Here is a 13,775-nt window from a genome sequence, read left to right as displayed (position 1 = left end):
AGATGCGTATTAAAGAAATTGGCAGAATATTTACTCAAAGATGGTTTCTCGGTCTTATCGGTGTCGCTGCTTGTTCTATTTTCATTTGGGTTGTTGGTCCACTTATTACGATAGCGGGATATGAGCCCCTAAAGAGTGACTTTCAACGGCTAGTCACTATTCTAGTGTTGGTGTTGCTTTGGGCGATATTTAACGTTACCAAGCAGCATAAGCAAAAGGTGAAAGAAGACGAAAGTATTCAAACGTTGCTTGAGGTTGATAGCCAATCAGATAAAGAAGCGGCAAGTGAAATTGACTTAATGCGCGAGCGTATTGAGCAAGCTGTCAAAGTAGTGACGAAAACACACAAAGGCAAGAGAAGCTTGTATGACTTACCGTGGTATGTATTGATTGGCCCTCCTGGAACGGGGAAAACAACCGTATTAAAGCAGTCGGGGTTAGAGTTTCCATTAGGAGACAGCCTTGGCTCTGACTCTATTGCCGGTGTAGGTGGCACTCGTCACTGTGATTGGTGGTTTGCAAATAAAGCAGTTCTTATAGATACGGCTGGCCGGTATACGACACAAGACAGTCAAGAAAAGGTCGACTCTAAAGCGTGGCATGGTTTCTTAGGATTGTTGAAAAAGTATAGAACGCAAAGACCAATTAATGGTGCGATTGTTACGATAAGCTTAGCCAGCGTGATGTCTCAGACTCGAACCGAGCGAAGTCTTCATGCTCGAGCAATTAAGTCGAGACTTCAAGAACTGAAAAACCAGTTAGGCATGCAGTTTCCGATTTACGTATTGCTCACCAAAATGGATTTAGTTGCCGGTTTCAATGAATTCTTTGCCGATTTAAGTAAGGAAGAACGAGATGATTTATTTGGTTTCATGTTCCCTCGTGAAGTGGATGATGAAAGAGGCGTTATTTCTCTATTCAACAAAGAGTTTCATGGCATGTTGGAGCGCCTTGATGCCCGTATGCTTAGAATACTTGAAACTGAGGACGATTTAGATAAACGCGCGCTTATCTTTGAATTTCCAAAGCAATTAAGAGTGCTACAAGCTAATCTTGACGAGTTTTTAGCTGAAATTTTTGCACAAAACAGTTTTGAAGAGCCTGCCTTGATTCGTGGTGTGTTTATGTTGAGTTCGGTTCAAGAAGGCTTACCAGTCGATAAGCTGACGAATGAATCAACCAATGGACTTGGGTTAAATCGTTTAGCTCTAGCAAAGAGTCAGACTGGTTCTCATAGTTATTTCGTAAAGAATCTTTTTGACAAGGTTATTTTCAAAGAGCAACTGTTAGGAACAGTTAATCGTCACTATCAAAAGCAGTCAGGTTGGATGCGTCGAGGTGTTTACATTGGATGTACAACGCTACTGCTAGGAGCTTCTGCGCTTTGGTTTATGAGTTATAAGTGGAACTCACAGTTAATTGTCGATACCAATGAACAAGCTAGCCATATTGATGCACTGATTGGCGCTCAAAGTTTAGATTTTGAAGCGGATATTGTTTCAGCTGTAGAAACATTAGATAGGTTGATGACGCTTCCTCTCGGAAAGCAAAGCAACTACGGTGATGCCGACTCTGTAAAGAGGTTTGGTCTCTATCAAGGAGACAAAGTATCTCAGGCGGCAAACAATGCATATTCTGATGCTTTGACCCAATATTTCGCCCCTTTGCTTCTTGATAGCCTGGTGTCAGAAATGGAGAGCAATCAACAGCATCGTGAGTATTTGTACGAAACGTTAAAAACGTATTTGATGTTATTCAATCCAGACAAATATCAACAAGATGAAGTGTTGGCTTGGTTTAACTTTTATTTCGAACGTCAATATCCGGGTGAGCTAAACGCAGACTTAAGAAGACGCTTGCTACAGCACACTCAATATTTATTAGGCAACGATGGACAAGGCTTTACTTACAACACTGCTGCTGTGACGAGTGCTCGAGAAGTGTTGACTCAAATGTCTCTACCTGAACGTGCTTATCAGCGAATGAAAATACAATTTTCTAAGAGTCATGTACCTTCATTTCGCTTGACTGATGTATTGGGACCTAAAGGGCTTGAGCAGTTCGAGCGAGCTAGTGGAAAACCGCTATCACAAGGCATTTCGGGTTTCTACACGTACAATGGTTTTCATAGCATTTTTCAGATTCAGATCAACCGTACAGTAAAAAGCCTAATGGAAGAGAACTGGGTTTATGGTGACGATCTTAAGGCTCATGAAATTGATCAAGATAGTGCCATCCAAGGCGTTCAGTCACGATACTATCAAGATTATGTTAATGAATGGAAAACGTTGATCGAAGATATTCAATTGAAGCAGGCTCCGAGCCTAGAACTTGCGACAGAGCAAGCGAGGGTTTTATCTGGAGTTGAAAGACCAATCGAATCTTTGTTGAGAGCAATCCAAAAAGAGGTTGCTCTATCAAAAGTATCATTGTCAGAAAATCAAAAAGCCGCTTCTGAAGTTGCTGGTAAAGTTGCCAAAGTTAAGTTTTCAAATACGGCAGATAGACTAGACATGTATTTACCTGAAGAAAACGGTTTCAATGTTGCTCTGCCAGGTAAAGAAGTCGAATCGCATTTTTCAGAGATCTTACGCCTTGGTGAGCAAGACTTTGATGATATTCAACAAGCAATGGTTAACTTGCGTTCGTATTTAAGTGACTTATCAAGCTCTGGTAACAATCAGAAAATTGCCTACAAAAGTATTTTAGATGGAACCGTTACACAAGATGTCGCAGCTTCCTTTGCTCGTGCTAAAGAACTTTTGCCGAGACCATTTAATCAATGGCTAGGTGAGCTTTCTCAAGAGTCGGTTAAGTTTGCGGAGAGCGGTTCGAAGGATCATCTAAATCAACTTTGGGTAACACAGGTGGTCCGCCCTTATCAGCGGACTATTGCTGGCAGATACCCATTCGAGCCCAACGCGAGCAGAGAAGTTAGATTGAAAGACTTTAAGCGATTCTTTGGTTATGGAGGTACGCTTGACGCATTCTTCCAAGAATACCTCGAACCGTTTGTGGATACTTCGAAAAGTCGTTGGCGATTAGAAAAGGAAATTGGAGTTCGTCCAGAAACACTAATGGTCTTTCAAAGAGCGCAACGTATCAGGCAGTCTTTCTTTGAATCTGATAATTCATTACGCGTAGAGTTTGGGATGAAGCCTGTTTATCTAGACCAGCACATTACTCGATTTGTCTTAGAGTTGGGTGGACAAGATTTGGTTTATAAGCATGGACCAGCAAGAGCTAAATCGTTGAGTTGGCCTGCCGGTCAAGATCAGACTCGAATTGTGTTCACACCACCTGAATCTAAACGCGAAATTGCGCATACCTATGAAGGTGAGTGGGGCATATTCAAGCTTTTGGATCAATCACTTAAAGCAAGGCCAGAATCGCGTAAAGACAATATAGTTATGATTGATTTAAAGGGAAACAAGGTGCAACTAGAGCTTATTCCTTCTAGTGCCATTAATCCGTTTTGGTCAAATGAAATGGAGAGGTTCAGATGTCCACGAACCTTATAACATCAGGCTGGGGATATATCGGCAAAATGCCTGCAAAAGGGGACTTTGTGAAAGATGGTTTATCACAAGATTTCTCGGAGCGTTGGCATGATTGGCAACAGGCGGTTATTGCAGTCAGCAGGGAACAACTGGGTGAAAGCTGGAATGAGCACTTTTTAACGGCTCCTGTGTGGCACTTTGCTTTGGATATTAGCTATTTAGAAGACTCAACCTACATTGGTAGCATGATTCCTAGTGTTGATGCATGCGGTAGATACTTTTTCTTTACTATAGCTCGTGCCGTAAAAGGTGAAGCTGCGCAATATTGGGGTGACAGAGCTTGGACAGAGGACAGTGCCGCTCTTGCTCTTTCAGTACTTGAGGACGACTTTGTCTTTGATGTTTGGCATAAGAGTACTCAAGAAAAAAATGACCTCGTTGCGAATGTAACAAGTGAAGTGAGGCCTCTAGAGTTTCTTTATCAAAGCCAAATATCTACAGTTTTTCATGATCACGGCAATACTGATCAAAATACGCTTTTGAATTACCTCATTAAAGAAAAATTGAGTAAACCATGTTTTTGGTGGACTGAAGGTTCAACGAAGGTTGAACCATGCATGTTCATTACTAGTGGATTTCCTTCAATTGGTCAGTTTTCAGCCATGCTTGATGGCGGCTGGAAAAAGTGGAATTGGTAGGATAGAAGAATGAATTGGAACTATTTTACCTTTGCTAAATCGCACGCAGGAAAAGTACGCCCTTATAACGAGGATGCTCTGTTGGATATGACAGAACAGCATATTTGGGTGGTTGCCGATGGAATGGGTGGACACAGTGCTGGCGATATAGCAAGCCAGATGCTAGTGGATAGAGTCGCGCGCCACATGCAGGATGTCTCCAATACTAGTATCGATGATATCCGAAGAGTGGTTCAAGAAGCGAACTTAGAAATTTACCAATACGCACAAAATCACTTAGACGGTAAAACGATGGGAACAACACTTGTTTTGTTGTTTATTCAGGATGGGTATTACCACTGTCTTTGGGTGGGTGATAGCCGAATTTACCAGCTTAGAAGTGGTAATTTTGTCCAAAAAACACGTGATCATAGTCAAGTCATGGACTTAGTGGATCAGGGCTTATTGGCATTTGAAGATGCCGAATCTCACCCTCTTGCAAATGTTATTACCAGAGCTGTTGGGGTCGACGAAAGTGTCACTATTGATCAAGTTTCAGGGCAGTTGGCTGACGGCGATCAGTTTCTACTCTGTAGCGATGGACTCTCTAAGGAACTTACGAGTGAGGAAATTCATCGGACATTGTATGCAGACTCAGTCAACCAAGCTGGATTAGCGCTCATGCATTCGGCTTTGGTTCGGGGCGCAAGTGATAACGTAACTTGTGCTTTGATCAAAGTTCGCCAAGCGCAAACGGAGTGCGAAACAGTAACTAGAGAAGACGCGACAATACCTGTCTTTCTAAGAGGGAGAGCTTATGAGTAATGAAATGTTTGATTGGTATGAACAAGCGTTGGCCCCTATATCTCAAGAAAATCCTACAGGTGTTGATCCTAGAGAGGATGTATCACCACAGTCTGCTTACTATCGGTTGAAAGATCAGCGTATGGCCGCCCGCAACGCTGAACGTAATGCTCTTATAGAAGAAGAAAGTATCTATACCCACAGTAATTTATGGCGAGTATTTATTGAAGATGTCCCAGAAATACTCACGAATCAGTCTAAAGATTTGGAATTTGTTGCCTGGCTTATAGAAGCCCTAACTCGATTGTATGGTTTTCGTGGTATGGGCGTTGGCTACAAACTCGCAACCAGTTTAATTGAGAACTTTTGGGATGATCTGTACCCAATGCCTGATGAAGATGGTATTGAGACAAGAATATCGGCGATTATTGGCCTCAATGGTATCGATAGTGAAGGAACACTTATTTTTCCAATTGCTTGTATACCATTGACTGACTTAGGCGTGGAGCAAGCTTATGCCTATTGGGAATATCAGCAAGCTATAGAGCTTGAGCGCTTAGACGAAGATAAGCGCCGAAATCGAGTCGAGCTTGGAGCTGTTGAGCTATCTGAAATTACAACTACGGTTAAGTCGACTTCTGATACGTTTTATCGAGAATTAATCACGGATTTGGAGTTCGCTAAGGAATCATTTAATGAATTCAGTCAGCGATTAGATGAAGCGGTCGGTGATGTGACTCCTAGTTCTTATATATCAAAAAGACTTGAATCAATACACTCGGCATTAAAGCACCTTCTTGGAGATCGTTTTAATCAACCACAAGCAGTGATTGAAGAGCTAGAGGATCTTGATGAATCTTCTTCTGAACAACCGTTAAGTTCACAAAGTTGTGATGCATTATTAGCGACAAACATGAAATCACGAGAGCAGGCAATTAGACAATTGCAGCAAGTAGCTGATTTCTTCCGAGAGAGTGAACCTCACTCACCAGTTTCTTACTCCATCGAACAGATCATTCGTTGGTGTGGGATGCCTCTGCCGGAGTTACTGGCGGAACTTATCTCCGACGGGGATGCAAAGAAAAGCTACTTCCGTTTGGTTGGCATAGCAGAACAAAATGAAAATTAATAAAGGGAGAATGGTATGACGAGTATCCACTCGAAACTATCACGAGTACGGAAGCCTCGTGTCCACATTACCTATGATGTTGAAACTGAAGGTACAACTCTTAAGAAAGAACTGCCTTTTGTTGTAGGTGTAATGGGTGATTTCGCTGGTCAAAACACAGAAGCGTTGAAGCCATTAAAAGACCGCCGTTTTATTCAGATCGATCGAGATAACTTTGACGATGTACTCAAAAAAATGAATCCATCGGTGAAGTTTAAAGTTGCGAATAAGCTTGCGAATGACGATTCACAGTTTGAGGTCGATTTAAACTTTAAATCAATGCAAGACTTTGAGCCTGCTGCGATCGTAAATCAAGTTGATCCACTACGCCAATTGATGGAAACGCGTAATAAACTGCGTGATTTGATGACAAAAGTTGACCGCTCAGAAGAGCTTGAAAATATCCTAGAGGATGTTTTGAACAATACGGACAATCTGGCAAGACTTGCAGGCGAGTTAGATCTTGACAAGAAAGCGAAGTCAGACAGTACTGAAGGAGCGGAATAATGACGACTGAAGCTGAAAAACAGTTAGATCCAACAGTTAATGAACAGACAACTTCATTCTTAGATCAAGCTATTGGTGCGACTAAGCAGACCGAAGCTTCTCGTGCTGAGGAGCTGATTAAAACGCTCGCTGAAGAAGCAATGAAAGGGACAGTTACTTGGAACAAAAACCTAACAGTAACTTTTCGTGAAGCGATTAATTTGCTCGATAGGCAGATTTCTGATCAGTTGTCTGAAGTAATGCATCACCCAGAATTACAGAAACTCGAAGGTTCTTGGCGCGGCTTAAATTATCTAGTGATGAATTCAGAGACCAGCTCTACTCTGAAAGTTCGCATGATGAGTATGACCAAGAAAGAGCTACATAAAGACTTGAGCAAAGCTGTTGAGTTTGATCAAAGCCAGATCTTTAAAAAGGTTTACGAGTCTGAGTTTGGTAGTGCTGGTGGTGAACCGTATGGTGCATTGATTGGAGACTATGAGTTTACCAACCACCCAGAAGATATTGAGTCGTTACGCCTAATGTCAAATGTAGCGGCTTCTGGTTTCTCTCCATTCTTGTCCGCGGCTTCACCAGCACTATTCGGCTTTGATGAGTGGACTGAGCTGTCAAAACCACGCGACCTAGATAAGGTATTTGAATCACTAGAATACGCCCAATGGCGTTCGTTCCGCGAGAGTGCCGATTCGCGCTTCGTTAGTCTGACGATGCCAAAAGTCCTTGCTCGTTTGCCATACGGACAAGCTACCGCTCCAGTCGAAGAGTTTGGGTTTGAAGAGTTCGAAGTAGATCCTGTTTCAGGTATTGCTGTTAACGCTGAACATAACGACTACTGTTGGATGAACTCTTCGTATGTTCTTGGTGTTAAGTTAACCGACGCATTTTCAAAATATGGATTTTGTACTGCCATCCGTGGTGCAGAAGGCGGCGGTCGAGTGGATAACTTGCCAACGCATTTCTTCATGAGTGATGATGGCGACCCTGATATGAAGTGCCCAACAGAGATTGGTATTACCGACAGACGTGAGGCGGAGCTTGGTAAGCTTGGTTTCTTACCGCTTTGTCACTACAAAAACACCAACTATGCAGTGTTCTTTGGTGCGCAAACCTGTCAAAAACCAGCGAACCATGAATCCCCTGAAGCAACGGCCAATGCGGCCATTTCTGCCCGCCTACCTTATATGATGGCAACATCTCGTTTTGCGCATTATTTGAAAGTAATGGCTCGAGATAAAATTGGTAGCTTTATGGAAGCAGAAGACGTTGAGTCTTGGCTGAACCGCTGGATCCTAGGTTACGTCAATGCTTCTGAAGGCGGTGGTCAAGAGATCAGAGCGAAATACCCTCTAGCAGACGCTCGTGTTCAGGTTAAGGAAATTCCTGGCGCACCTGGTTCTTACAATGCCGTAGCATGGCTGAAACCTTGGTTGCAAATGGAAGAACTGACGACATCTTTGCGACTTGTGGCCAAGATCCCTCAGTCAGGTGGATAAGAAATGAATTGGCTGGTCGAAAGGCCAGCCATGACCAATCTTTATGTTCTAGATGGAATTAGCAGTGTCACTTAACTTTCGCGACCCTAGCAAGCTAAAACATGAGTTCAGTACCGGAGGCTACGCTGAACTTGATAGCCCGTGGTTGACTCGATTCAATGAATCTTCTGATCTTGTAGCGTCAGCGCGAATTTGGTTAGAAGGTACACGTTCAAGAGATTTGGACAGCTTTCGTCATAGTGTGATGAACACAATTAACCGCATTGATGAGCTATTAGAATCTCAACTCAATGAAATATTACATCATCCTGAGTTTCAACAGCTCGAAAGGGGGTGGGTTGGAGTTAGGTATTTATGTGAACAGGTTGATTCTCGTTCATCGGATTCTGTAAAAGTTAAGGTTTTAACGGCGACATGGAATGAAATCAGTAAAGATGCTTTAAAAGCCATCGAGTTTGACCAATCAGCACTATTTAAGTTGCTCTATCAAAATGAATATGGCACGGCAGGGGGAGAACCCTTTGGTGTGGTGGTTGGAGATTATCAGCTTCGCTGTGATCCTAGTAAAAATTATTTTGATAGAGATCTGTCTGTGTTGAGTAAGATCTCTCAGTCTGCAGCTGCAGCATTCAGCCCATTTATCATGTCTGCGTCGCCAGAGATGTTTGGTGTTGATAGTTTCGCTCAACTCTCTGCGATAAGAGATATAGCAGCCCAATTTGAACAGGAAGATTATGCAAAGTGGCGTAGTTTGAGAGACAACGATGATGCTAAATTTATTGGTTTGACTGCACCTAACGTCTTGTTCCGTCAGCCATACAAAAGTGATGGCTCGCGGAATGATAAATTCAACTTTCAAGAACACATCTACGACTCCAACCGAGATTTGCTGTGGGGGAGTAGTGCGTACTGTTTTGCTGCCGTATCAATTAGAGCATTTCAGGAACATGGTTGGTTCACGCATATGCGAGGGATTAAACAAGGCGATTACAGTCAGGGTATTATCGTCGCTCCTACAAGGAGCACGATGCGTGTTAATGGCAAGAATGACCGTGAAAGATGTCCGTTAAACTTGAAAATCTCTGAGAGAAAAGAACAAGAATTGTCTGAGTGCGGTTTTATTTCTATTTCTCCAATACCTGAGACCGATATGGTAGGGATGACCTCGAATGTATCTCTCTACAAGCCCAAACAATACGCAGAAAAGCATATTTCAACGAATGCAAAACTGACATCGATGTTGCAATACACATTGTGTGTATCGCGAGTCGCACATTATCTCAAGGTTATGGGGCGTGACAAAATTGGTGGGTATCAAGACGCGGAAAGCCTAGAGCGTGACTTTCAACGCTGGTTACACCAGTACACTACCGCATCAGATGAAGCGTCTGATGAGCTTCGGGCTAAATACCCCCTAAATGAAGCAAAAATTACAGTTCGAGAGAAAAGAGAAACTCCTGGACATTATTACTCAGTTATCCATTTGCGACCGCATTTTCAACTCGATCAAATGGTATCTAGCATTAAATTAATTACCGAATTATCACCAGAGCACATGGTGTAAGGAAATAACAATGACTCAATGGAAAAATGCTTTGTCCCAAGGCCTATTGCAACACGCTCTAGAGCAATTAATTGATGAAATTAAAGCAACGCCTAAAGATGCGAGCTTGAGAAGTTCTTTCATTGAGCTTCTGTGCATTGATGGGGACTTCGAGCGTGCGGACGCTCAGCTCATGCAATCGATTAAATTGTTTCCTGAGTATCTGCCTGGTGCAAGTCAGCTGCGACATTTAGTGAAAGCAGCTCAAGCTAGAAAGGATTTTATTAATGGTGCGGCTAGTGCCAAAGTATTAGGTGATGAGGAATTAACTAAAGATCTTGTTCGATTTAATCTTGCTCTCGGAAATCAAGAGTACGAAGAAGCGTCACGTCTATCACATCGCATTGAAGAGCATCGTACTATTAAAGGGTTTAACGTAAACGGCACAAACTACGAAGATGCTAGAGATATTGATGATCGTTTAGGTGGTTACATTGAACTGTTTTCTACAGCAGGTAACTATTTTCTTGTACCCATATCGAGCATCCATACGCTAGAAGTTAAAGCACCTACTTCTTTGTTAGAGAGTATTTGGCGACCTGTCGAGTTTGATATCGATGGACTTGGTGAAGGCGAAGGCCATATGCCTTTGACGTATGTCGACTCAGAGACCGATGCGCAAAAGTTAGGTCGAGAAACGGATTGGAAGCAGATTGGTGAGCAAGAATCTTTTGTTGGCTTGGGTCAAAAATGTTGGTTAGTCGGTGACTCAGCGCTTCCAATCTGTGATTTGACTACATTATTAGAACAGAAACAAATAGCGTAGAAATATCATGTCGTTAACCGTTTCTCTGCTCGACAAATTGATAGATAGTGATCCTCTCACTCGAGATGAGAAAGACTTCCCTGCAAGCCAGCAACAGATGTTGAGCAGCTTACTTAGAGATCTAGAGTCGATGCTGAATAGTCGTATTGGATGGAAAAACATTCCTGATGATCTTCTAGAGGTTCGTTATTCAATATTGAATTATGGGCTGCCAGATTTTTCCTCAATGCCCTATAGCAGCCAAGAAGGGCAGAATCAGCTTTGCGACATCGTTCATGATGCAATTAAAGAGTTTGAGCCGAGGTTAAGGAACCCTCATGTCCAGATTTCGGACGAGAAAAACGCTATTGATAGGGTATTGAGGTTACAGATAAATGCCACTTGCTTAATTGATAACAGTATTCATGAAGTGCGATTCAATTCTGAAGTAGAGCCGGTAAATTTAGGTATGAAACTGAGTAGAGCAAAATGAGTGAAGAGTTTCTCAAGTACTATAATCGCGAGTTAGCTTATTTGCGTCACAAAGGGCAAGAGTTTGGTGAGCAGTATCCCAAGATTGCCGCGAGACTTCGTATTAGTGAGGAACAGGTTGACGATCCACACGTAGAAAGATTGTTAGAAGGCTGCGCATTCCTAACAGCAAGGATTAGACAAAGCTTAGACAATAGTTACCCTCAGTTTACAGAGTCTTTGATGGGACAGTTATATCCGGATTTTCACGCCCCAATCCCGTCAATGTCAGTCATTAAAATGAGCTGTTCTAACTCCACTTCCTCTTATTTTGATGTAGAAGAAGGCGAGCGAGTTGTTATCGGTGCTCCTGGATATCATGAGTGCGAGTTTAGAACTTGTTATCCGGTCAGAATGTATCCTGTTGATGTGACCTCTGGCGTTTTTAAAAATGCGCCTTTCAAGCCAGTTGGCTCACGATGGGAAAGCAATGCTCATTCAGTTTTGAAAGTACAGCTCACGGCTCAAGATGAAGAGACTCCTCTTGGTGAAATGGGGGTAGAACGGCTGCGCTTCTATTTAAACGGTCAATCTCAATTGACTTTTAAGCTCTACCAAATGCTGTTTCAAAACCTAATTGGTTTATCTGTTGTTGTGGATGGCAAAGAAGTTCGTCCTTTAACCAAAAGACATCTTTCTGAAGTGGGATTTTCAGAAGATGAGAAAGTTGTGCCATACAGTAAAAGAAGCTTTTCAGGAGCAAGATTACTTGTTGAGTATTTACACTTTCCTGAGAAGTTTATGTTCTTTGATATCACCGAACTTGGATTATCAGAGCTAGATCTTAGAGAGCAAGTCGAACTGTATTTTTACTTTGATACCAACGATGACTGGCTTCCAAAGCAAGTGGACGAAGAAAGCTTAATGGTAGGCTGTGTGCCTGTGATCAACTTATTTAAAAGTATTATGGAGCCTAAGCGTATTCTACCAACTGAATACGATTACCACTTGTCTCCACAATACCAAGAAGCTGAAAGTAATGAGGTTGTCTCAATTTCTGACGTAACGTTGAGAAACTGGAACAAAACGTACCACAATTTGCCATGTTATCACGCTGGTGAGCACACGCATTATACGAACACTAGTGAGATTTATTGGTTGATGAGACGTGAGGATAAGAACTGGGCTGGTGGGTATGATGAGCCAGGTAGAGAAACTTACATTTCTTTTGTTGATAAAAAACATCAATTGTTCAGCCCGGATAGCCGGGAAAACTGGTTAATGTACGTGGAAGCTGAGTGCTGTAACCGCAACTTAGCGCAGAAACTTCCATTTGGAGGTGGGCTGCCGCAAGTATCTTTACCGGAGGTAAATGACAATTTCGAATCTGTTCGTTGTTTAGTTTCTTTATCAGAAACTATTCGGCCAGAAATGGATGAAAGCACACGATGGCAGTTAACTAAGCTTTTAACTTTAAACCATTTTACCGAGGAAGATGGTTTAGCAACTTTGAAGCAGACCCTTAATCTCTATGCATTTTCTGGGACAGCAGAAACGAAAGCGGTAATCGATGCTTTAACTAAGTTAGAGTTTGAGCCTACTACAGGAAGAATTAGTCAGAAAGGCAAAGTTGGATTTGCGCACGGTATAAAAATTATTTTGACGGTTTCTGATCAAATTTTACCTAAAGAGCAGATCTTTCTCTTAGGTAGTGTTTTATCTGTTTACTTCTCGCAATATGCTGAAATTAACATTTTTACGCAGTTAGAAATAAGACTTAAGTCCACAGGAAAGTCTTTCCACCTATGGCCCGCATTAACTGGCGATAAGGTGTTGCTATGAGCGCGGAACAATTTTATCGAGAATTAAAGCAACATCCATTGTTTGAAGCGATTCATCTTATTGAACACGAAGTTCTGCAAGCAGAGGCGCAAATAGGAACAGATGCGTTACCGAAGCATGAAAAGCTAAACTTAAAGGTTAATCCATCATTAGGTTTTGAAAATGCTCAGCTTTGTGAACTGAAAAATATAGATGACAGCAAGTTAGAGATTGAGACCAATTTAATAGGCCTAACGGGTGAGCAAGGTGTGCTTCCCCAGCACTATAGTGAATTGGCTTTACATCGCCAAAAAGAAGGTGATACGGCTATGGTGGACTTCTACGATATTTTCAATCATCGCTTATTATCTCTTTATTATCGATGTTGGCAATTGAGTCAGCTGACTGTTCAGTCTCGTGCGCATGCGCAGGGCGCGCGTTCGCCGTTAGAAAGCTGTAAATCGGCATTAACTGGGAAAAGGAGTTCACTGTCCCGGCACTATGGTGGTGTGTTTGCTTCACCAATGAGAAGTAAAGGTGGACTAAAAAGTATTCTTGAATGTTTATCTGGATGCCAAGTAAAAGTTCATGAATTTCAAGGACAATGGTTACACCTTACGAAAGAAGAGCAAACACGCCTTGCATCCCGAACTATGCCTGAAGGGCAGTTTGCTCAACTTGGTTTAGGAGCTTCTTTGGGTTCGAAAGCATGGAATATCAACGCGGGGACAACAATAGAATTTCTGCCAAAAGATAAACAGCTAGTTAGTAAATTGCTTCCTAACCAACCCAATATAGCAATCATTAAGAACGCTGCTTATGAGTTGATTGGAAAACATAAACAACTGAAGTGGCAGCTCACCACCAAACATAGTTTGCTACCACAAGCTTGTTTATCGAAACAGCAGGGGCAGTTAGGTATTGGTTCTGTGCTTAAAAAACACGAACGTACAAAAGATCGAACTATAACAATTACTATTTAAAGG

General features: G+C 42.2%; 11 protein-coding genes. All 11 read left to right on the top strand.

Annotated elements, in window-relative coordinates:
• The first annotated feature begins 2 nt into the window (after nt 1-2).
• From tssM to tssG, 11 genes are read left to right on the top strand one after another with little or no spacing between them, the layout of a single operon-like run.
• Nucleotides 3-3,521: a type VI secretion system membrane subunit TssM gene (gene tssM, locus R7P74_RS03880; protein ID WP_318122690.1), complete on the top strand. Its 3,519-nt coding sequence runs from the start codon at nt 3-5 to the stop codon at nt 3,519-3,521.
• Nucleotides 3,503-4,198, top strand: a complete 696-nt coding sequence (gene tagF / locus R7P74_RS03875) for a type VI secretion system-associated protein TagF (RefSeq protein WP_005387528.1) — start codon at nt 3,503-3,505, stop codon at nt 4,196-4,198. The genes tssM and tagF overlap by 19 nt, the downstream gene beginning before the upstream one ends.
• A gap of 9 nt (nt 4,199-4,207) precedes the next feature.
• Complete coding sequence (locus R7P74_RS03870; RefSeq protein ID WP_005387527.1) at nt 4,208-5,002, top strand: PP2C family protein-serine/threonine phosphatase; 795 nt, start codon at nt 4,208-4,210, stop codon at nt 5,000-5,002.
• Entirely contained in the window at nt 4,995-6,110 is a 1,116-nt protein-coding gene (gene tssA, locus R7P74_RS03865; protein ID WP_258514666.1) for a type VI secretion system protein TssA, read from the top strand. Before R7P74_RS03870 ends, tssA begins: the two co-directional genes overlap by 8 nt.
• Nucleotides 6,111-6,125: 15 nt before the next feature.
• Nucleotides 6,126-6,656, top strand: a complete 531-nt coding sequence (gene tssB / locus R7P74_RS03860; protein ID WP_005387524.1) for a type VI secretion system contractile sheath small subunit — start codon at nt 6,126-6,128, stop codon at nt 6,654-6,656.
• Entirely contained in the window at nt 6,656-8,149 is a 1,494-nt protein-coding gene (tssC, locus tag R7P74_RS03855) for a type VI secretion system contractile sheath large subunit (RefSeq protein WP_005375950.1), read from the top strand. Before tssB ends, tssC (R7P74_RS03855) begins: the two co-directional genes overlap by 1 nt.
• Before the next feature lie 52 nt (nt 8,150-8,201).
• The gene (tssC, locus tag R7P74_RS03850; protein WP_225473122.1) at nt 8,202-9,713 is read left to right on the top strand and encodes a type VI secretion system contractile sheath large subunit; all 1,512 of its coding nucleotides are present in this window, start codon (nt 8,202-8,204) and stop codon (nt 9,711-9,713) included.
• Nucleotides 9,714-9,723: 10 nt separating this feature from the next.
• Nucleotides 9,724-10,518, top strand: coding sequence for a type VI secretion system accessory protein TagJ (locus R7P74_RS03845; RefSeq protein WP_318070638.1), 795 nt, complete (start codon nt 9,724-9,726; stop codon nt 10,516-10,518).
• Between the two features lie 7 nt (nt 10,519-10,525).
• Nucleotides 10,526-10,990 (top strand): type VI secretion system baseplate subunit TssE, encoded by a 465-nt coding sequence (gene tssE, locus R7P74_RS03840; protein WP_017635621.1) that lies wholly within the window; start codon nt 10,526-10,528, stop codon nt 10,988-10,990.
• A complete protein-coding gene (tssF, locus tag R7P74_RS03835) occupies nt 10,987-12,810 on the top strand; it encodes a type VI secretion system baseplate subunit TssF (protein WP_005387518.1) in 1,824 nt (607 codons plus the stop codon). Before tssE ends, tssF begins: the two co-directional genes overlap by 4 nt.
• The gene (gene tssG, locus R7P74_RS03830) at nt 12,807-13,772 is read left to right on the top strand and encodes a type VI secretion system baseplate subunit TssG (protein ID WP_318122689.1); all 966 of its coding nucleotides are present in this window, start codon (nt 12,807-12,809) and stop codon (nt 13,770-13,772) included. The genes tssF and tssG overlap by 4 nt, the downstream gene beginning before the upstream one ends.
• Nucleotides 13,773-13,775: the final 3 nt, after the last annotated feature.

The sequence above is a fragment of the Vibrio sp. 2033 genome (assembly GCF_033339735.1).
This window is presented reverse-complemented; position numbering and strand designations above follow the sequence as displayed.